The sequence below is a fragment of the Micromonospora sp. NPDC048868 genome (assembly GCF_043198195.1).
In the GTDB taxonomy this organism is placed as follows: domain Bacteria; phylum Actinomycetota; class Actinomycetes; order Mycobacteriales; family Micromonosporaceae; genus Micromonospora; species Micromonospora reichwaldensis.
Genome location: NZ_JBICUN010000019.1, coordinates 123,775 through 146,639, shown reverse-complemented (window position 1 = coordinate 146,639; position 22,865 = coordinate 123,775). Strand labels below are relative to the sequence as shown.

The window sequence follows — 22,865 nt, the reverse complement described above, 5'->3', positions numbered from 1 at the left end:
CGCACCCACACCCACCGCCCACAACGCCACCCGCGCACCCAACGCCCCCGTACCACCCGTCACCAACACCGTCCCCGACAACCGGAAACCACCCGAGCTTGCGCCCACCGCAGAACCCACACCCGCCGGAGAAACCGCACGCACCAACCGCCGCACAAACACACCCGACGACCGCAACGCCACCTGATCCTCACCACCAACCGACGACAACACCCCACACAACCGACCCCACACACCCCCATCCAACAACCCCGGCAAATCCACCAAACCACCCCACCGCAACGGCACCTCCAAACCCACCACCCGACCCAAACCCCACACCGCAGCACCCACCACGTCGGTCAGGGGCTCCGGGTCGTCCACGGAGACCGCCCCACGGGTGAGCCACCAGAGCCGCCCCTGGACCTCCGTGGTGGCCAGCGCCTGCGCCACCGCCAGCGCCTCGACCACGCCCGCTCCGGCCAGCGACAGCAGCGAGACCAGCCCGGCGACCGGCTGCCCGGCCTCCACCGCTCCGGCCAGTCGGCGCGCGATCCCGTCCCGGTCCAGCGCGTCCAGCACCACCGGCACCACCTCGGCGCCCCGCTCCGCAAGCCCGGCCAGCAACGGGTGGTCCTCCTGGCCGGGAACCATCAGCACCAGCCAGGAGCCGGTCAGGTTCTCGTTCCCGGTCACGTCCTGGCGTCGCCACACCACGCGGTAGCGCCAGGAATCCACCGTCGACCGCTGCTGTGCGGCCCGCCGCCACTGTGCGAGCTTCGGCAGGACCGCGCTGAACGGTTCGTCCGCGCCGACGCCCAGCTCGCCGCCGACCAGGTCGGGGTCGCCGGACTCCACGGCCGCCCAGAACCGCCCGTCGAGAGCCTCGCCGTGCGCGTCCCGGCGGGCCACGGGCGCCGCCTCGGGCCAGTACCAGGTGTGGTCGAAGGCGTACGTGGGCAGGTCGACCACGCCCGGCCGGGCACCGACCTGACCGTGGTAGGCAGCCCAGTCGACAGGCACACCCGCCACCCACAACTGCCCCAACGCCGCCGTCACCGCGGCGACCTCCGACTGGTCCCGCCGCGACGCCGGAACCCGCCGCACCGCCACATCCGCGACGATCTCCGCCACCATCGCCGTCAACGTCGCATCGGGACCCACCTCCAGGAAGGTGTCCACCCCCTGCGCCCGCAACGCCACCACACCATCGGCGAAGCGCACCGGCTGCCGCACGTGCCGCACCCAGTACTCCGGATCCACCAGCTCCAACGGGTCCGCCACGGCACCCGTCACGTTCGACACCACCGCGACGCGCGGCACCCGCCAGTCGAGCCCCGCCACCACCGACCGGAACTCGTCGAGCATCGGCTCCATCAACCGCGAGTGGAACGCGTGACTGACCGCCAGTTCCTTGACCCGCCAACCCCGCTCACGGGCGGCAGCCACCACCGAGGCCACCTCATCGGCGGCACCCGACACCACCACCGACGCCGGACCGTTCACCGCCGCCACGTCGACCGCCGCACCCGACGCGCCGAGCAGCTCGGCGACAGCCTCCTCCGACGCACCCACGGCCGCCATCACGCCACCGGCCGGCAACGCCTGCATCAACCGACCCCGCGCCGCCACCAGCGCGCAGGCGTCCGACAGCGACAACATCCCCGACACGTACGCGGCCGTCACCTCACCGATCGAGTGACCCGCCAGGAAGTCCGCCCGCACACCCCACGACGAGAGCAACTCCCACAACGCCACCTCGACCGCGAACAGCCCTGCCTGCGCGAAGACGGTCTGGTCCAGCAGAGCCCCATCGGCGGTACCCGGCTCGGCGAACACCACCTCGCGCAGCGCACGCGGCAACAAGCCGTCGAAGCGCGCGCACACCTCGTCGAACGACGCCGCGAAGACCGGGAACGCGTCATACAGCTCGCGACCCATGCCCACGCGCTGCGAACCCTGGCCCGTGAACAACACCGCCCGGCGGCCCGCCGACACCACACCCGAGACCCGGCCCTCGGCCACCGCCGACAGACCGGCGACCAGCTCATCGACGTCTGAGCCCCACACCACCGCCCGGTGCTCCAGCGCGGCGCGGGTCGTCGCCAACGACCACGACACGTCCACCGGCGAGACGGACCGGGACCGCACAAACGACGCCAACCGCCCCGCCTGACCCGCCAGACCCCGCTCGGAGCGCCCCGACACCACCCACGGCACCGGCAGACCCACGGGCGCGGGAACCGGCAGCCCGTCCGCCGATCCGCCCCGGTCGGTCTCGCCGCGCTGCTCCGCACCCGAGGGGTGGACGGACTCCGCCGCCGCCACCGGCTCCGCAGCCGACGCCACCGGCTCCGCAGCCGCCGCCACCGGCTCCGCAGCCGCCGCCACCGGCTCCGCAGCCGCCGCCACCGGCTCCGCAGCCGACGCGGCCACAGCCCCCAGCACCGGCTGCGAGGCGGGCTCCGCCGCCAACTCCGGCTGCTCGATGATCACGTGCGCGTTCGTGCCGGAGATGCCGAACGACGACACACCCGCGCGCCGGGGACGCTCCACCCCCGGCCACTCACGCGGCTCCGTCACCAACTCCACCGCACCCGACGCCCAGTCCACATGCGACGACGGCGCATCCACGTGCAACGTCGCCGGCACCGTCCCATGCCGCATCGCCAAGATCATCTTGATGATCCCGGCCACCCCCGCAGCCGCCTGCGTGTGACCGATGTTCGACTTCACCGACCCCAACAACAACGGCACATCCCGACCCTGCCCATACGTCGCCAACAACGCCTGAGCCTCGATCGGATCGCCCAACGACGTACCCGTACCGTGCGCCTCCACCACGTCCACATCAGCCGCCGACAGACCCGCAGACGCAAGAGCCTGCCGGATCACCCGCTGCTGCGACGGACCATTCGGCGCCGTCAAACCGTTCGACGCACCATCCTGGTTCACCGCCGTGCCCCGTACCACCGCCAGGATCCGGCGCCCGTCACGCCGCGCGTCCGACAGGCGCTGGACCACGAGCACGCCGACGCCCTCGCCCCACGCGGTGCCGTCCGCCGACTCGGCGAAGGCCTTGCAGCGGCCGTCCGCCGACAGCCCGCCCTGGCGGGAGAACTCGATGAAGGCACCCGGGGTGGCCATCACGGTGACGCCGCCGGCCAGGGCCAGGTCGCACTCGCCCGACCGCAGCGCCTGAACCGCCAGGTGCAACGCCACAAGCGACGACGAACACGCCGTGTCCACAGTCACCGCCGGCCCCTCGAACCCGAACGAGTACGCCACCCGACCCGACAACACGCTCGCGGAGGCGCCGGTCGCGCCGAATCCGGCGAGGGCCTCCCCGGCCTGACGTACGACGGTCTCGTAGTCCTGCCCGTTCGTGCCGGCGAACACCCCGACCCGGTCGCCGCGCAGCGCGAGGGGCTCGATCCGGGCGTCCTCGAACGCCTCCCAGGCGACCTCCAGCAGCAGCCGCTGCTGCGGGTCCATGGCCAGCGCCTCGCGCGGCGAGATGCCGAAGAACTCCGCGTCGAAGCCACCCGCGTCGGCCAGGAAGGCCCCGCGCGAGACGTAGGAGTCGGTTCCGGCCAGGGACTCCAGGTCCCAGTGCCGGTTGGTCGGGAAGTCCGACATCGCGTCGGCACCGGCCGTCAGCAGGCTCCAGAGCCCCTCCGGGGACTCGGCTCCGGCCGGGAAACGGCAGCCCATGCCGACGATGACGATCGGGTCGTCGCCCACGACGGGGCCGGTGGCGGCGGGGACGGGCAGCGCCTGCCCGCCGAGCAGCTCGGCGTGGATGTGGCCGGCCAGGGCCGCCGAGTTCGGGTAGTCGAAGGCGAGCGTGGTCGGCAGCGCGAGGCCGGTCGCCGCGTCGAGCCGGTTGCGCAGCTCGACCGCCGCCAGCGACGTGAAGCCGAGGTCCTGGAAGGCCCGGTCCGGCGCCACCCGCTCGGCGGACTCGTGGCCCAGGACGGCCGCGACCTCGGCACGCACGAGGTCGCCGAGGGCGCGCAGCTGCTCCGCACCGGACATTCCCGCCAGGCGGAGGCGCAGGTCGGCCGCCGGCACGGGGGCGTCGGCCGCCCCCGCCGCGCCGGCCTCGGCCAGCAGGTCACGGACCAGCGGGTGCGGGCGCCGACCGCCGGCGGCAGCCACCCGGGCCCAGTCGATGTCGGCCACCACGAGGTACGTCTCGTCGCGCTCCAGCGCCCGGGTGAGGGCGCGTACGGCCGTCCCCGGTGCCATCGCGCCGAAGCCGGTGCGGCTCAGCCGCTGCTCGAACTCACCGGCGCTCACCCCGCCGTCGGCCCACAGGCCCCAGGCGAGCGAGGTCGCCGGCAGCCCCTCCGCGCGACGCCGCTGCGCCAGCGCGTCGAGGAAGGCGTTGCCCGGCGCGTAGGTGGTCTGCCCGGCGGCGCCCATGAGGCCGGCGAGGGAGGAGAAGAGGACGAAGGCGGAGAGGTCGGTGCCCCGGGTCAGCTCGTCCAGGTTGCGCGCGGCGTCGACCTTCGCCCGCAGGGCGGTGTCCAGTTGGTCGACGCTCACGGCGTCGACGACGTTGTCGTCGAGGGCGGCGGCGGTGTGCACGACCGCGCCCAGCGGAAGCTCGGCGGGGATCGAGTCGAGCAGCGCCGCGAGCGCGGCCCGGTCGGCCACGTCGCAGGACGCGAGGGTGACCCGGGCGCCGAGCCCGGCGAGTTCCTCGGCGAGGGCGGTCGCGCCGGGCGCCTCGCCACCCCGCCGGCTGACCAGCAGGAGGTGTTCGGCTCCTTCGGCGGCCAGCGTGCGGGCGACGTGTCCCCCGAGCGCCCCGGTGCCGCCGGTGATCAGCACCGTGCCGCGCGGCGTCCAGGAACGACGCGCACCGGTGTCGCCGTACGTCGCGCGAACGAGCCGGCGGGCGTGGCCGCCGGTGCCGCGCAGGGCGACCTCGTCCTCCTGACCGGTGCCGGCGATCAGCGTCCGGAGCATGCGCACGACGCCCTGGTCGGGCTGCTCGGGGACGTCGACGAGCCCGCCCCACCGGTGCGGGTGCTCGGCGCGCAGCACGCTGCCGAAGCCCCACGCCATGGCCTGCACGGGGTCCACGTGCCGGTCCCGGGACCCGACGGAGACCGCGCCGCGGGTGACGATCCAGAGCCGGGCGGTGATCCCGGCGTCCCCGAGCGCCTGCGCGAGCGCGACCGTGCCGGCGAGGCCCGTCGGCACGGAGGCGGCCCCGGCGTACGGCCGGGTGTCGAGGGCCAGCAGGGAGAGTACGGGCAGCACGTCCCCGTCGCGGCCGGTCGACGCCTCGGCGAGGTCGTGGGCGAGGCGCTTGCGGTCGCACGCGGCGTCGACCTCGACGATCCGCCCGCCGGCGGCGCCGAGGGCGGCGGCCCAGTCCGTCACGGCCGCGTCGGCGTCGGCCGGCACGACGAGCAGGAAGTCGGTCGCCTCGGTGCGGGCGGCGTCGTCCGTGAGCGGCTGCCAGGCCACCCGGTAGCGCCAGGAGTCGAGGGCCGCTTCGGCGTCCCGGCGGCGTCGCCAGGTGGACAGCGCCGGCAGCACGTCCGCGAGCGGGGCGTCGGCGTCGACGGCCAGGCTCTCGGCGAGGGTCGTCAGGTCCTCCGCCTCGATCGCCCGCCAGAAGTCCTCGTCGGCGGCGGTACGCCGGGCGGCGGGGGGACGGTAGGACCGCGTCGCGGCATTGATCCAGTAACGTCGATGATCGAAGGCGTACGTGGGCAGGTCGACCACACCTGGCCGGGCGCCGGTCTGGCCGTGGTAGGCAGCCCAGTCGACAGGCACACCCGCCACCCACAACTGCCCCAACGCCGCCGTCACCGCGGCGACCTCCGACTGGTCCCGCCGCGACGCCGGAACCCGCCGCACCCCCGCATCCGCGACGATCTCCGCCACCATCGCCGTCAACGTCGCATCCGGGCCGACCTCCAGGAAGGTGTCCACCCCCAGCGCCCGCAACGCCGCCACACCATCGGCGAAGCGCACCGGCTGCCGCACGTGCCGCACCCAGTAACCGGGATCGGTGATCTCAGCGGCGTCCGCGACCGCGCCGGTCACGTTCGACACGATCGGCACCCGCGGCGCCCGCCAGTCCAGCCCCGCCACCACCGACGCGAACTCCTCAAGCATCGGCTCCATCAACCGCGAGTGGAACGCGTGGCTGACCGCCAGTTCCTTCGTCCGCCAGCCCCGCTCACGGCAGGCCGCCACCACCGAGGCCACCTCAGCGGCGGCGCCCGAGACGACCACCGACGCGGGGCCGTTGACCGCCGCGACGTCGACTGACGCTCCCGCAGCGTCGATGATCTCCCGCACCGCGGTCTCGGGCGCGCCGACCGCCGCCATGACGCCGCCGGCGGGCAGCGCCTGCATCAACCGGCCCCGCGCCGCCACCAGCGTGCACGCGTCCGCCAGGGACAGCATCCCCGACACGTACGCGGCGGTCACCTCACCGATCGAGTGACCCGCCAGGTAGTCCGCCCGCACACCCCACGACGAGAGCAGCTCCCACAACGCCACCTCGACCGCGAACAGCCCCGACTGCGCGAACACGGTCTGATCCAACAGAGCAGCAGTCTCCGAACCCGCCTCCGCGAACACCACCTCGCCCAGCGCACGCGGCAGGTGCGGATCGATCTCCGCGCACACCGCGTCGAAGGACGCCGCGAAGACGGGGAACGCGTCGTACAGCACCCGGCCCATGCCCACGCGCTGCGAACCCTGGCCCGTGAAGAGCACCGCCCGGCGACCCGCCGACACCACACCCGACGACCGGCCCTCGGCAACCGCCGACAGGCCGGCGACCAGCTCGTCGACGTCCGAGCCCCACACCACCGCCCGGTGCTCCAGCGCGGCCCGGGTCGTCGCCAACGACCACGACACGTCCACCGGCGACAGGCCACGATCGCGCACGAACGACGCCAACCGCGCCGCCTGACCCGCCAGGCCCTGCTCGGAGCGCCCCGACACCATCCACGGCACCGGCAACCCGACGGCTGCGGCAGACGCCGCGGCGGGCTCCGGCTCCGCCTGTTCGATGATCACGTGCGCGTTCGTGCCGGAGATGCCGAACGACGACACGGCCGCCCTGCGCGCGCGGCCCGCACCCGGCCACTCGCGCGCCTGGGTCACCAGCTCCACGGCGCCCGACGCCCAGTCCACGTGCGACGAGGGCTCGTCCACGTGCAGCGTCGCCGGCACGGTCCCGTACCGCATGGCCATGATCATCTTGATGACGCCCGCCACCCCGGCGGCGGCCTGCGTGTGGCCGATGTTCGACTTCACCGACCCCAGGAGCAGCGCGTCCCGGTCGTCGCGGTCCTGCCCGTACGTGGCGAGCAGCGCCTGGGCCTCGATGGGGTCGCCCAGCGTCGTGCCCGTGCCGTGCGCCTCCACGACGTCGACGTCGGCGACGCCCAGCCGGGCGTTCGCGAGGGCCTGGCGGATCACCCGCTGCTGCGAGGGGCCGTTCGGCGCCGTCAACCCGTTCGACGCGCCGTCCTGGTTGACGGCCGTGCCCCGCACCACCGCCAGGATCCGGCGCCCGTCGCGCCGCGCGTCCGACAGCCGCTGCACCAGCAGCACGCCGACGCCCTCGGACCAGCCCGTGCCGTCCGCCGCGTCGGAGAACGACTTGCACCGGCCGTCGGGGGCCATGCCCCGCTGCCGGGAGAAGTCGATGAACGTCTCCGGGGTCGCCATCACGGTGACGCCGCCGGCCAGGGCGAGGTCGCATTCGCCCGACCGCAGGGCCTGCACCGCCAGGTGCAACGCCACAAGCGACGACGAACACGCCGTGTCCACCGTCACCGCCGGCCCCTCGAAGCCGAACGAGTACGCCACCCGGCCCGACAGCACGCTGCTGGCGGTGCCGACGCCGAGGTAGCCGTCGAGGGCCTCCGGAACGTCGGCCAGCCCGGCGGCGTGGTTGTGGTACATCATGCCGGCGAACACGCCGACGGGGCGGCCCCGCAGCGCGAGCGGGTCGATCCGGGCGTCCTCGATGGCCTCCCACGCGGTCTCCAGCAGCAGCCGCTGCTGCGGGTCCATGGCGAGCGCCTCGTGCGGCGAGATCTTGAACAGGGTGGCGTCGAAGTCGCCGGCGTCGGCCAGGAAGCCGCCCTCGCGGGCGTAGCTGCTGCCCCGGCGCGCGCCGGACGGGTCGTACAGGTCGTCGACGTCCCAGCCCCGGTCGGCGGGGAAGCCGGTGATGCCGTCCCCACCGGCCACGAGGAGGTCCCACAGCTGCTCGGGGCTGCGTACGCCGCCGGGGTAGCGGCAGCTCATGCCGACGATCGCGATCGGCTCGTCGAGCGCCGCGACGGCGGCGGTCGGGGCCGGCGGCGCACCGGCGGCGGTCCCGGTCTCGGCGTCCAGGTGCTCGGCCAGGGTGAGCGGGGTCGGGTGGTCGAAGACCAGGGTCGCCGGCAGGCGCAGGCCGGTCACCGCGCCCAGCCGGTTGCGCAGCTCGACGGCGGTCAGCGAGTCGAAGCCCAGCTCGGTGAACGGGCGTCCGGCCTCGACGGCGGCGGCGTCGGCGTACCCCAGCACCGCCGCGACCTGGTCGAGGACGAGCCGCAGCAGGGCCGCGGCGCGCTCGTCGCGGTCGAGCCCGGCCAGCCGTTCGGTCAGGGCGGCGGTCTCCGCCGGGCCCGACCGCGCGGCGCGACGCCGGGGCGCGCGGACCAGGCCGCGCAGGACCGACGGCAGGGTGCCCGCCTCGGCCTGGGCGCGCAGCGCCGGGCCGTCCAGCGCCATCGGCACCGTCGTGGGCAGGCCGGTGAGCAGGGCGGCGTCGAGCAGGGCGAGGCCGTCCTCCTGAGGAAGCGGCCGTACGCCGGCGCGGGCCAGCCGGTCGGTGTCGGTGCGGTCGAGGCCGGCGGTCATGCCGCCGCCCGACTCGACCCACGGTCCCCAGGCCAGGGAGTGTGCGGGGAGGCCCGCGGCCCGCCGCCGGTGCGCGAGCGCGTCCAGGAAGGCGTTGGCCGCCGCGTAGTTGGCCTGGCCCGGGCTGCCGGTCACGCCCGCCGCCGACGAGTAGGTGACGAAGAGCGCGAGGCCGTGCTCGGCGGTCAGCTCGTGCAAATGCGCGGCGGCATCCACCTTCGGCCGGAGCACCTCGTCGAGGGACTCGGCGGTGAGCGAGGTCAGGGTGCGGTCGGCCAGTACGCCGGCGGTGTGCACCACGCCGGTCAGCGGGTGCGCCGGGTCGATCCGGTCGAGCAGCGCGGCGAGGGCGTCGGGGTCGGCGGCGTCGCACGCCTCGACCGTCGCGGTGGCGCCCAGGTCGGCGAGGTCGGCGAGCAGGTCGGCGGCGCCGGCCGCGGCGGGCCCGCGCCTGTTGGTCAGCACCAGGTGGCGGACCCCGTGCCGGGCGACGAGGTGGCGGGCGACGAGCGCGCCCAGGGCGCCGGTGCCGCCGGTGACGAGCACCGTGCCGTCCGGGTCCAGCGCCGGCGCCGGCGCGTCGGGTTCCGGGGCGGCGACGAGCCGGGGCACCCGGACCACGCCGTCGCGCACGGCCGCCTGCGGCTCGTCGGCCGACAGCAGGCCGGCGAGGGCGGACGCGGAGCTCTCCTCGTCGTCGAGGTCGACGACCAGGAACCGGCCGGGGTGCTCGGCCTGGGCGGACCGGAGCAGGCCCCACACGGCGGCGCCGGCCAGGTCGGCGACGTCCGCGTCGTCGTCCACGGCGACCGCGCCGCGGGTGAGGACCACCAGCCGGGACCCGCCGGTGTGGCGCTCGGCGGCGAGCCAGCCCTGGAGCACGGCGAGGACCTCGGCGAGCAGGTCGTGGACCGGGCCGGGGCCGGCCGCGGCGGCGCCGGCCACCGGGTACAGCACGACGTCGGGCACCCCCGCGTCGCAGAGCGCGCCGAGGTCGGCGTGCCGGTCGGCGGTCACGCCGGCCGGCAGCGGCGCGGGGCGGTCGCCGAGCACCGCCCAGGTCGTGCCGTCGGGCGCGCCCACGCCGCCGGCGTGCCGGGGCCAGTCGAGGCGGAACAGCGAGCGACGCCACGGGGACCCGCCGGAGGTGAGTTCCCCGGCCGGCAGGGGCCGCAGCACCAGGGAACCGACCCGGGCGACGGGTTCGCCGGCGGCGTCCGCGACCAGCATGGCCACCGTGTCCGCGCCGGTGGGGGTCAGCCGTACCCGCAGCGTGTCCGCGCCGTGGGCGGACAGCGTCACGTCCGACCAGGCGAACGGCAGCCGGGCCTCGCCGGGGTCGACGATGCCGAGCCCGACCGCCTGCACGGCGGCGTCGAGCAGGGCCGGGTGCAGCCCGTACGCGCCGGCGTCGTCGGCCGCCGGCTCGGGCAGCGCCACCTCGGCGTACACGTCGGTGCCGGCCCGCCAGGCGGCGCGCAGCCCCTGGAAGGCGGGGCCGTACGCGAACCCGGCCCGCGCCGCCCGCCCGGTCAGCTCCGACACGTCGAGGGCGGTGGCGCCGGTCGGCGGCCAGTCCGCCAGCGTGGCGCCGCCGTCCCCGTGCGCCGGGGCGAGCAGGCCGGTGGCGTGCCGGACCCACAGGTCGTCGGTGCCGGAGCGGCGGGCGTGGACGGTCACCTGCCACGCCTCGCCGCCGGCACGCTCGGCGGCCACCTGCACGTCGACGCCGCCGGTCTCCGGCAGCACCAGCGGCGCCTGGAGGGTCAGCTCGGCGAGCCGGTCGGCGCCGACCTCCGCGCCGGCGCGCAGCGCCAGCTCCACGAACCCCGTTCCGGGGAAGAGCACCACGTCGCGTACGGCGTGCTCGGCCAGCCAGGGCTGGCTCTCCACCGACAGCCGGCCGGTGAGCGTCACCTCGTCGCCGTCGGCCGAGCGGAACACCGCGCCGAGCAGCGGGTGGCCGGTCGGGGTCAGTCCGGCGGCGGTCACGTCGGCGGCCTGCGGCAGGGGCAGCAGCCAGTAGCGCTCGCGCTGGAACGCGTACGTGGGCAGGTCGACCGGCGCGGGCGGGCCGTCGAACAGGGCCGCCCAGTCCACCGGCACGCCCCGGGCCCAGACGGTGGCCGCGGCGGCCAGCGCCGTCGCCGCCTCGTCGTGTTCGGCGCGCAGCATCGGGGCGCACACCGCCTGGTCCGCGCCGACGATCTCCTGGGTCAGCGCGGAGAGCACCCCGCCCGGCCCCACCTCGACGTACGCGCCCACCCCGAGTTCACGCAGGGTCGCCACGGCGGCCTCGAAGCGGACGGTGTCGCGGACGTTGCGCAGCCAGTACGCCGGGGAGCGCACCTCGTCGGGGTCGAGCACCGCGCCCGTCACGGTGGAGACCACGGGGATCCGGGGCGCGGCGAAGGTCAACTGCCCGAGCACGTCGCCGAACGCGTCGAGCATCGGGTCCATCCGGGCGGAGTGGAACGCGTGGCTGACCCGCAGCCGCTTCGTGCTGCGGCCGAGGGCCGCGAAGTGCGCGGCGACCGCCAGCACGGCGTCCTCGTCGCCGGAGACGACGACGGACTCCGGGCCGTTGACGGCGGCCAGCCCCGCGCCGGCCGCGTCGCCGGCGGTGTCCAGGTGCTGGCGTACCTCCGCCTCGGTGGCGCGGATCGACACCATCGCCCCGCCGGTGGGCAGGGCCTGCATCAGGGTGCCCCGGGCGGCGACCAGCCGGGCGGCGTCGGGCAGCGACAGCACGCCGGCGACGTGCGCGGCGGCCACCTCGCCGACCGAGTGGCCGGCCACGAAGTCCGGCACGACGCCCCACGACTCGGCGAGCCGGTAGGCCGCCACCTCGACGGCGAACAGCGCCGCCTGGGCGTAGCCGGTGCGGTCGAGCACCTCGGCGGGACCGTCGAGCACGGCGCGCAGCGGCCGGTCGAGGTGCCTGTCCAGCTCGGCGCAGGCGGCGTCGAAGGCCGCGGCGAAGACCGGGAACGCCGCGTACAACTGGCGGCCCATGCCGACGCGCTGGGCGCCCTGCCCGGTGCAGAGCACGGCGACGCGGGTGGGGCTGGCGACCCCGCGCCGCACGGACGCCGCCGGGACACCGTCGGCGAGCGCGCCGAGCCCGGCGACCAGCTCGTCCCGGTCGGCCCCGAGCACCACCGCCCGGTGTTCGAGGACGGACCGGCCGGTGGCCAGGGCCCGGCCCACGGCGGCCGGCGCGGCGTCGGGGTGCTCGGCGAGCCAGGAGCGCAGCCGGTCGGCCTGGGCGCCGAGCGCGGCGGCGCTGCGCGCGGAGACGACCCACGGCAGCGGGTCGGGCCCGGCGACGGCGTCGCTGCCGGCGGCCGGCTGCGGCGCGGGCGGGGCGGCCTCGACGATGACGTGGGCGTTGGTGCCGCTGACGCCGAAGGAGGAGACGCCGGCCCGCAGGGGCCGGGAGCCACGCGGCCACGGGCGCGGCTCGCGGAGCAGGCTCACCGCGCCGGCCGACCAGTCGACGTGCGGGGACGGCTCGTCGACGTGCAGGGTCCGCGGCAGGACGCCGTGGCGCATCGCCATGACCATCTTGATCACGCCGGCGACGCCGGCCGCGGCCTGGGTGTGCCCGAGGTTGGACTTGATCGAGCCGAGCCAGAGGGGCTGGTCCTCGGCCCGGTCCCGGCCGTACGTGGCGAGCAGCGCCTGCGCCTCGATGGGGTCGCCGAGGCGGGTGCCGGTGCCGTGGGCCTCCACCGCGTCCACGTCGGCCGGGGAGAGCCGGGCGTTCGCGAGGGCCTGGCGGATCACCCGCTGCTGCGACGGGCCGTGCGGCGCGGTGAGGCCGTTGGAGGCGCCGTCCTGGTTGACGGCCGTGCCACGTACGACGGCGAGCACCGGGTGGCCGTTGCGCTGGGCGTCGGAGAGGCGCTCCAGCAGCAGCAGGCCGGCGCCCTCGCTCCAGCCGGTGCCGTCGGCGGCGGCGGCGAAGGACTTGCAGCGCCCGTCCGGGGACAGGCCGCGCTGGCGGCTGAAGCCGACGAACGTGTCGGGGCTGGACATGACGGTGACGCCGCCGGCCAGCGCGAGCGTGCACTCGCCGGAGCGCAGGGCCTGCACGGCGAGGTGCATCGCCACCAGCGAGGACGAGCAGGCGGTGTCGACGGTCACCGCCGGGCCCTCGAACCCGAAGGTGTACGCGATCCGGCCGGAGACGACGCTGCCGTGGTTGCCGGTGCCGACGAACGCCTCGACCTCCTCCGGCACCCCGTTGAGGCGGGAGACGTAGTCGTGGTACATGACGCCGGTGAAGACGCCGGTGCGGCTGCCCTTGAGCGAGTCGGCGGCGATGCCGGCCCGCTCGACCGCTTCCCAGGCGACCTCGAGCAGCAGCCGCTGCTGCGGGTCCATCGCCAGCGCCTCGCGCGGCGAGATGCCGAAGAACCCGCCGTCGAACTCGCCGGCGTCGTGCAGGAAGCCGCCCTCGCGGGTGTACGACTTGCCGTGCGCGTCCGGGTCGGGGTCGTAGAGGTTCTCCACGTCCCAGCCCCGGTCCGCCGGGAACGGCGTGACGGCGTCGACGCCGGACTCGACCAGCCGCCACAGGGCCTCGGGGGTCCGCACCCCGCCCGGGTAGCGGCAGCCCATCCCCACGATCGCGATCGGCTCGTGGTTCTGCTCGTCGACGGCCCTCAGGCGTTCGCTGGTCTCGTGCAGGTCAGCGGTGACGCGCTTGAGGTACTCGCGGAGCTTGGCTTCGTTCGCCATCGGGTTGATCACCTGTCGCTAAGGGGCAAGCGGCGGACTCGTGGTCAGGATCGGCCGAACTTCTGGTCGATGAAGTCGAACAGCTCGTCGTCCGAGGCCTCGTCGAGGGCCTGGCTGACGTCGGCCGGCCGATCGGTGGCGTCGCTCCACCTGGTGACCAGCGCCCGGAGGCGGACCGCCACGGCGGTGCGCGTCTCCTCGTCGCCGGCCAGTCGTTCCAGCTCCTCCGGCCCGGTCGCGGCGAACGCGGCCTCCAGCCGGTCCAGCTCGGCCAGCAGGCCCGCTTCCGGCGCCGGCGGGGCGGCGTCGACAAGCAGGAAGTCGGCGAGGGCGGCGGGCGTGGGGCAGTCGAAGATCAGGCTCGCCGGCAGCCGGATCCCGGTGAGGGCGGTCAGCCGGTTGCGCAGCTCCACCGCCGTCAGCGAGTCGAAGCCGAGGCCGGTGAACGTCTGCCCGGAGGGCACGACGGTGGCCGGCGGGTAGCCGAGCACCTCGATGACCTGCGCCTTGACCAGGTCCTCCACCAGCCGGCCACGCTCCGCCTCGGGCGTGCCGGCCAGGCGCTGCGCGAAGGACGGTCCGCCGCCGTCGCCGCCGCCGGCGACGGCGCGCCGCCGGGCCCGGACCAGGCCGCGCAGCGGCGCCGGGAGCTGGCCGGCGTCGGCCTGGCGGCGCAACGCGGCGGGGTCGAGCAGCGCCGGCACCAGGTGGGGGCGGCCGCCGCGCAGGCTGGCGTCGAAGAGGCGCAGCGCCAGGTCGGTGTCGAGCGGGCTGAGGCCGTTGCGGCTCATCCGCTGCCGCTGGGCGGCGTCGAGGGCGCCGGTCATCCCGCTGTCGGCGGCCCAGAGGCCCCAGGCCAGGGAGGTGGCGGCGAGGCCCGCGGCGCGCCGGTGCTGGGCGAGGCCGTCCAGGAACGCGTTCGCGGCGGCGTAGTTGCCCTGCCCGGGGCCGCCGAGGACGCCGGCGACCGACGAGAAGAGGACGAACATCGCCAGGTTCCGCCCCCGGGTCAGCTCGTGCAGGTGCCAGGCGGCGTCGGCCTTGGCGGAGAGCACGGCGGACATCCGCTCGGGGGTCAGCGCCGAGATCACCGCGTCGTCGAGGACGCCGGCGGCGTGGACGACGCCGGTGAGCGGGTGCTCGGCGGGGACGTCGGCCAGCAGTGCGGCGAGGGAGTCCCGGTCCGCCACGTCGCCGGCCGCCAGCCGGACCTGCGCGCCCAGCGCGGTCAGCTCGGTCAGCAGCTCCGTCGCGCCGGGGGCGTCCGATCCGCGCCGGCTGACGAGCAGCAGCCGGCGCACCTTGTGCGTGCTGACCAGGTGCCGGGCCAGCAGGCCGCCGAGGGCGCCGGTGGCCCCGGTGACCAGGACCGTCCCGTCGGGGTCGAGGTCGGCGCCCAGCGCCGGGTCGAGGACGGCGGGCGTGAGCCGGGGTGCCAGCACCCGCACGTCCCGGACCGCCAGTTGGGGTTCGCCGGTGGCGACCGCGCGGGCCACCAGGTCCACCGTGCCGGGCTCCGCTCGCCGCGCCTCGTCGAGGTCCACCAGCACGAAGCGGCCGGGGTGTTCCGCCTGGGCCGAGCGCAGCAGGCCCCAGACCGCCGCGCCGGCCAGGTCGGTCGTGCGGCCGGTGTCGCCGGCGGGGACGGCCCCCCGGGTCAGCACGACCAGTTGCCGCTCCGCCAGCCGGTCGTCGGCGAGCCAGCCCTGCACGGCGGTCAGCACGGCGGCGAGCCGGGTCCGGGTGGCGGCGGGGACCGGGGCGCGCTCGTCGTCGGCGTACGCGGCGAGCAGCACCAGCTCCGTGTCGAGCAGGCCGACGTCGACCGCGTCGGCCAGCTCGGCGAGCCCGTACCGGGCGAGTGCCGCCAGGTCGGACGGGGCGTCGCCGAGGAGCACCGCGCCAGCGGTCGCCGGGGAGCCCGCCGGGACGCTCTGCCAGGCGACGTCGTACAGGGAGTCGACGCCCGCGTCGGCGCCGCGTACCTGCTCGGCGGTCACGGGGCGGGAGACCAGGGTGCCGATCCGGGCGACGGGGGCGCCGGCCGGGTCGGCCAGGGTCAGGGTGACCCCGCCGCCGCTGCGCCGGGCGCGTACCCGCAGCGTGGTCGCGCCGACCGCCGAGAGGGTGACGCCGGTCCAGGCGAAGGGCAGGCGTACGCCGGACGCCTCCTGGTCGGCGTCGAGCAGGCCGACGACGTGCAGGGCCGCGTCCAGCAGTGCGGGGTGGATGCCGAAGCCGGTGACCTCGGTGCCGTCGGGCACCGCCACCTCGGCGCAGACCTCGTCGTCGGTACGCCAGACGGCGCGCAGGCCACGGAAGAGCGGGCCGTACTCGACGCCCAGGCGGGACAGCTCGGTGTAGACCTCGTCGACCGCGACGACGGTGCCGGACGTGGGCGGCCAGGGCGCCGGCTCGACCCCGTCGGGCTGCGGTGCGGCGGGTGCGAGGACGCCCGCCGCGTGGCGGTCCCACTCCCCGTCCGGGTCGGCGGCGGCCCGCGAGTGGATGGTGACCGGCCGGCGTCCCTCCTCGTCCGCCGTGCCCAGCTTCACCTGCACCGACCGGGCGTCCTGCCCGGTGAGCGCCAGCGGCGCCTCCAGGGTCAGCTCGTCGAGGGTGTCGCAGCCGACCTGCGCGCCCGCGTGCAGGACCATCTCGACCAGGGCGGCGCCGGGCACCACGACCGAGTCCCAGACGACGTGCTCGGCGAGCCACGGGTGGGTACGCGCGGAGAGTTCGGTGCCGAAGAGCCGCACGTCGTCGTCGGCCACGCGTACGGCGGCGCCGAGCAGCGCGTGGTCGACGGGGCGGGCGCCGAGCCCGGGCGCGCCCGCGCCGCCGGCGGTGGTGTTGAGCCAGTAGCGCTGGTGGTCGAAGGCGTACGTGGGCAGGGCGACCGTGCGGGGGCGGGCCCCGGCAGCGGTGAGGTAGCCGGTCCAGTCGACGTGGCCGCCGGTGACGTACCGCTCGGCGAGGGCGGTGCGCAGCGTGTCGGGCTCGGGGTGGTTGGCTCGCAGCGTGGCGGTGAACCGGACGTCGCCGGTCGCCTCGACGCACTCCTGGGCCATCGCGGTGAGCACGGCGTCGGGGCCGACCTCCAGGAAGTGCGTCACGTCCTGCTCGTGCAGGGTCCGTACGGCGTCAGCGAAGCGCACGGGCTGCCGCACGTGCCGCACCCAGTAGTCGGGATCGGTGATCTCTGCGGCGTCCGCCACCGCGCCGGTCACGTTCGACACGATCGGGATCCTCGGCTGCTGCCAGTCCAGCCCCGCCACCACCGACCGGAACTCGTCGAGCATCGGCTCCATCAACCGCGAATGGAACGCGTGACTGACCGCGAGTTCCTTGACCCGCCAACCCCGCTCCCGGGCGGTCGCCACCACCGAGGCCACCTCGCCCGCGGCACCCGACACCACCACCGACGCCGGACCGTTGACCGCCGCTATGTCCACCGCCGCGCCTGACGCGCCGATGATCTCCCGCACATCGGCCTCAGCCGCACCCACCGCCGCCATGACGCCGCCAGCGGGCAGCGCCTGCATCAACCTGCCCCGCGCCGCCACCAGCGTGCACGCGTCCGCCAGGGACAACATCCCCGACACGTACGCCGCCGTCACCTCACCGATCGAGTGACCCACCAGGAATTCCGCCCGCACACCCCACGACGAGAGCAGCTCCCACAACGCCACCTCGACCGCGAACAGCCCCGACTGCGCGAACACGGTCTGATCCAACAGAGCAGCAGTCTCCGAACCCGCCTCCGCGAACACCACCTCGCGCAGCGCACGCGGCAGACGCGGATCGATCTCCGCGCACACCTCGTCGAACGACGCCGCGAAGACCGGGAACGCGTCGTACAGCTCCCGGCCCATGCCGGCGCGCTGCGAACCCTGGCCCGTGAACAACACCGCCCGACGACCCGCCGACACCACACCCGACACCGCCGGCCCGCCCTCGGCGACCGCCGACAGACCGGCAACCAGCTCGTCCACCGACGAGCCCCACACCACCGCCCGGTGCTCCAACGCGGCCCGGGTCGTCGCCAACGACCACGACACGTCCGCCACCGCAAGATCGGACCGGGACCGCACGAACGACGCCAACCGCGCCGCCTGACCCGCCAGAGCACGCTCGGAGCGACCCGAGACCACCCACGGCACCGGCAACCCCGGGGGGCCCGCCGCCGGATCCGCCTCGATCCCGGGATCGGTCTCGGGCTCGGGCTCCGGCTGCTCCAGGATCACGTGCGCGTTCGTGCCGGAGATGCCGAACGACGACACGCCCGCCCGCCGGGGACGCTCCACCGCCGGCCACTCACGCGTCCGCGTCACCAGCTCCACGGCACCCGCCGCCCAGTCCACGTGCGACGACGGCGCGTCCACGTGCAGCGTCGCCGGCACCACACCCGCCCGCATCGCCGAGATCATCTTGATGATCCCGGCCACCCCGGCAGCCGCCTGCGTGTGACCGAGGTTCGACTTCACCGACCCCAGCAACAACGGCACATCCCGGCCCTGCCCGTACGTCGCCAGCAGCGCCTGCGCCTCGATCGGATCGCCCAGCGTCGTGCCGGTGCCGTGCGCCTCCACCACGTCCACGTCGGCCGTGGACAGACCCGCACTCGCGAGGGCCTGCCGGATCACCCGCTGCTGCGAGGGGCCGTTCGGCGCCGTCAAACCGTTCGACGCGCCGTCCTGGTTCACGGCCGTGCCCCGTACCACCGCCAGGATCTGGCGGCCGTCACGTTGCGCGTCCGACAGCCGCTGCACCAGCAGCATCCCGACGCCCTCGGCGAGGGCCGTGCCGTCCGCCGCGTCGGCGAACGCCCGGCACCGGGCCACCGGGGAGAGGTTGCCCTGCCGGGTGAAGTCGACGAACACCGCCGGGGTGGGCATCACCGTCACGCCGCCGGCCAGGGCCAGGTCGCACTCGCCCGACCGCAGCGCCTGCACCGCCAGGTGCAACGCCACAAGCGACGACGAACACGCCGTGTCCACCGTCACCGCCGGGCCCTCGAACCCGAACGAGTACGCCACCCGACCCGAGGCGATGCTGCCCGCGTTGCCGAGACCCAGGTAGTCCTCGACGCCCGCCGGCGGGGTCTCCGGCGGGTGGGCGTACCCGCTGTGGGTCATGCCGGCGAAGACCCCGACGCGGGCGCCCCTCAGGCTGGTGGGGTCGATGCCCGCCGACTCGACGGCCTCCCACGAGGTCTCCAGCAGCAGCCGCTGCTGCGGGTCCATGGCGAGGGCCTCGCGCGGCGAGACGCCGAACAGCCGGGGGTCGAACTCGGCGGCGTCGGGCACGAAGCCGCCCTCGCGTACCGAGGAGGTGCCCGGCCGGGACCGCTCGGGGTCGTAGAGCGCGTCCAGGTCCCAGCCACGGTCGGTGGGGAAGGAGGCGATGGCGTCGCCGCCGGCCGCGACGAGGTCCCACAGCTCCTCGGCCGTGCGTACGCCGCCCGGGAACCGGCAGCCGGTGCCGACGATCGCGATGGGCTGCTGCGCATCGGCCTCGACGTCACGGAGCCGTTGCCGGGTCCGCCGCAGGTCGGCGGTGACTCTCTTCAGGTACTCCCGGAGCTTGTCTTCGGTGTCCATCAACCCAGCCCATCGCGATTCACGGCGGAGACTCGACGTAAGCGACGGTACGAATGCGCAGAAGTCTCAGGCGACACCTGTATCTGTCGTTCGGCTCGCTCGGCCGAGAGCCACGCAGATCCCCATCTGCGGGGAGAAGTTATTGGGTGTGCGCGAGCGCGGACAACCCCTAACCAGGCAACGGGCCAGCTAGGGGTGTCCGGTCCCCACCCGTCGCACTAGCGTCGCCTCGACCGGGTCCGTGCAGATCCGGTCGGGAAACGCAGCCGCTGGAAGGACCGCCAAGGATGACCACGCCAAATACCGACAACGGCTTGTGGGTGCGACGCTTCCACCCGGCTCCGGGTGGCGCCAGGCGGTTGGTGTGCCTGCCCCACGCCGGCGGGTCGGCCAGCTTCTACTTCCCCGTCTCCCGCAGCCTCTCCCCCGCCGTCGAGGTGCTGTCGATCCAGTACCCGGGCCGGCAGGACCGCCGCCACGAGAAGTGCATCGGTGACATCCACCAGCTCGCGCGGGAGGTCTTCACCGTGCTGCGGCCGTGGCTGGACGAGCCGGTGGCCATCTTCGGGCACAGCATGGGGGCCAGCGTCGGCTTCGAACTCGCCCGGCTGATCGAGCAGGACGGCGGTACGGCGGCGCACCTGTTCGCGTCCGGACGCCGCGCGCCGTCGCAGGCGCGGCACGAGACGGTGCACCTGCTCGACGACGAGGGCCTGCTGGCCGACGTCCGGAAGCTCAGCGGCACCAACTCCGCCGTCCTCGGGGACCCGGAGATGCTGCGGGCCGCGCTGCCGGCGATCCGCAGCGACTACCGGGCGGCGGAGACCTACACCTACCGGCCGGGTCCGCCGCTGAGCTGCCCGATCACCGTCTTCACCGGCGACGACGACCCGAAGACGACGGTCGAGGAGGCCCGGGCCTGGTCGACCCACACCACCGGGCCGTTCGACCTGAAGGTCTACCCGGGCGGGCACTTCTTCCTGGCCGAGCACCAGCCGGCGGTCCTGCGGGCCATCTCGACGGCCCTGACCGCGGCGCCCGCCGTCTGATCCCACGGACGAGGGGCCCGTCCACCGGTGTCACGACCGGTCGGCGGGCCCCTCGTCCGTGCGGGGCGTCACCGCTTGTGGCCGACCGCGATCACGTAGTCGAGCTGCGCCATCTCGCGCTTCATGAGGTCCTGGTTCTTCCAGTGCGCGGCCATGCTCTTGCGCACGGCGGGCTTGACGACGGCGCGGAACTCGGGGTCGTTGGTCCGTCCCGCCATGTACGCCCGCCAGCCCTCCCAGGTGCGCTCCTTGATCGAGTGCACCTCCGGGTTGGCGAAGCCGGCCTCGACCAGCTCCTGCCGGTACGTGTCCCGGTCGTGCCAGTTCTCCTTCGGGATGCTGAACTTGACGAAGCTCAGCGGGCCGGACTGGATGGCCGCGCGGACGACGTCCCCGCTGACCGGGATGATGTCGGCCGTGGCCAGCACGCCACCCGGGCGCAGCACCCGCAGCGCCTCGGCGAAGAACGCGCTGCGCGGGTAGAAGTGGAAGGCAGACTCCAGGGCGACGACCCGGTCGAAGGTGTTGTCCTCGAAGGGCAGTTCGGTGGCGCTGCCCAGCCGGAAGTCGGTGCGGTCCGCGAGGCCCTCCTCCTGCGCCCGGCGCTGCGCCGCCTCGACGTGGTGCGGGGTGATGTTGAGCCCGTACACCTTGGCGACCCGGCGCTCGCGCAGCCACTTGAAGTCCTGGTCGGCGTAGCCGAAGCCCACGTCGAGGACGGTGTCGTCCGGCTTGAGCCCGGCGGCGTCGGCCAGCTTGTCAGCCAGCGCCTCGGCGGCCGTGTCGAGGTCGGTGACGCCGTCCTCCCAGTAGCCCACGTTCATGTAGTGCGTGCGGCGGGCCGCGAACTCGACGTCGGGCGACTGGATCTCGTAGAAGCGCCGGACCCGGGTGATGGGGTCGGCGGTGAAGACCGTGCGGATCGCCCGGCCGGCGATCTTCAGGTTCTCGAACATGTGGGTTCCTTCCGAGGGGTGGATGCCGATCAGCCGCGCCGGACCTGCTGGCGCAGGTCCTCGACGAGCGCGGGTACACCGGCCGGGTCGGCTGCCGTGCCGAAGACGTAGAAGTCGGGCCGGACGAGCACCGCGACGGCGTCGTACCGCTTGAGGTGGGACAGGTACACGTCGTCGAGGTCGAAGGCGGTCGGCGCGGCGCCGGGCCCGGGGGCGGGCGCGCCGGCGGGGACGACCCGGACGACCCGGGCGTCGAGCGAGTCCAGGAAGGCCCGGGCGTCCGCGTCGAGCAGGTCGTCGGGGTCCTCGGCGCAGACCAGGACGAAGCCGGTGCCGACGACCTCGTCGAAGAGGCCGGCGCGACCGTCGACCTCGACGCGGCCCTGCGGCATCGGCACGCCCGCGCCGGCCGCCGGGGCCTCGGCCGTACGGGCGTGCAGGACCCCGCCGGCCAGGGGTTCCAGCAGGGAACGGGTACGCGGCCGGGAGGTGCGCCGGCGCAGTTCGGCGAGCATGACGGCGTCCCGGCCGGCGGCGGCGGTGCGGTCGGTCTCGCAGATCACCGTGCCCGAGTCCATGGACATCCGGATGGCGTGCTGCACGTGCGCGCAGCGCTCCTCCTGGTAGGTGTCCAGCAGCGCCTCGTCGGCCAGGCCGCGGTGCACCAGGTCGAGCTTCCAGGCGAGGTTGAGGGCGTCGCGGAAACCCGAGCTCATGCCCTGCCCCATGAACGGCGGCATCACGTGCGCCGCGTCGCCGGCGATCAGGATCCGGCCGGAGCGCCAGCGGTCGGCCGAGCAGGCCTGGGTGGTGTAGACGCCGTACCGTTCCAGGGTCGCGTTGTCGGGCGTGATGTCGAAGAGGCCGAGCAGCCGCCACACGCTCTCGACGGTCTCGAACTCCTCCCGGCTCTCCCCCGGCACCCGCATGAACTCCCACCGCCGGTGCCCCGGGCCGGCCGACACGGCCGTGCGGGGGCGCGCCGGGTCGCAGACCTGGAGGTTGTTCGGCTTGAACTCGCGGGCCTCGTGCGGCACCACGTCGCAGACCAGCCAGTCGTACGTGAAGCCGAGGTCGGTGACGCCGCTGCCCAGGTGTTCCCGGACGAAGCTGTTGGCCCCGTCGCAGCCGACGACCCAGCGGGCCGCGCGGACCTCCTCGCCCTCCGGGCCGGCGATGGTGACCTCGACCCGGTCGTCGTGCTCGACCAGGCCGGTCACCTGGTGCGGGCGCAGCACCGTCACGCCCGGCAGCTCCGCTCCCCGCTCGGCGAGCAGCGCCTCCAGCCCGGGCTGGTAGAAGGAGACCGAGTCGGGCCAGCCCATCGGGCCGTCGCCGGTCACCTTGACGTGCAGCAGGGTCCGGCCGAAGCCGTTCTTGAAGGTGTACTCGCCCGACGACTCCACCACCGGTCCGAGCCGGTCGGCGACCCCGGCGGCGGCCAGGATGCGGCTCGCCTCCCCGTCGTACGAGACCGCACGCGGGAAGTTGTACGGGGTGGCCCAGCGCTCGACCGCCGTGACGGTGAGCCCGCGCTGCGCCAGCAGGATCGAGAGCATCTCACCGACGGGGCCGTAGCCCACGATCAGGACGTCGGTCATCAGCATCGGTATCGGTTCCTCGGGGGTCGGTCG

Annotated in this window: 5 protein-coding genes; 1 reads left to right on the top strand and 4 read right to left on the bottom strand. The window is 75.0% G+C overall.

Features of this window, described 5'->3' with window-relative positions; genetic code table 11:
• Positions 1–13,623, bottom strand: a 13,623-nt coding sequence (locus ACGFNF_RS25085; protein ID WP_393171121.1) for a type I polyketide synthase, incomplete at its 3' end; no start/stop codon positions are given.
• Positions 13,624–13,667: 44 nt separating this feature from the next.
• The gene (locus ACGFNF_RS25080; protein ID WP_393171119.1) at positions 13,668–19,229 is read right to left on the bottom strand and encodes a type I polyketide synthase; all 5,562 of its coding nucleotides are present in this window, start codon (positions 19,227–19,229) and stop codon (positions 13,668–13,670) included.
• Between the two features lie 284 nt (positions 19,230–19,513).
• On the opposite strand from ACGFNF_RS25080, the gene ACGFNF_RS25075 reads away from it, so the two are divergent.
• Positions 19,514–20,275, top strand: a complete 762-nt coding sequence (locus tag ACGFNF_RS25075) for a thioesterase II family protein (RefSeq protein ID WP_151454782.1) — start codon at positions 19,514–19,516, stop codon at positions 20,273–20,275.
• Positions 20,276–20,343: 68 nt separating this feature from the next.
• On the opposite strand, the gene ACGFNF_RS25070 is transcribed toward ACGFNF_RS25075, so the two are convergent.
• Positions 20,344–21,231, bottom strand: a complete 888-nt coding sequence (locus tag ACGFNF_RS25070) for a class I SAM-dependent methyltransferase (protein WP_132240759.1) — start codon at positions 21,229–21,231, stop codon at positions 20,344–20,346.
• Between the two features lie 29 nt (positions 21,232–21,260).
• A complete protein-coding gene (locus ACGFNF_RS25065) occupies positions 21,261–22,838 on the bottom strand; it encodes a bifunctional 3-(3-hydroxy-phenyl)propionate/3-hydroxycinnamic acid hydroxylase (RefSeq protein WP_393171117.1) in 1,578 nt (525 codons plus the stop codon).
• Positions 22,839–22,865: the final 27 nt, after the last annotated feature.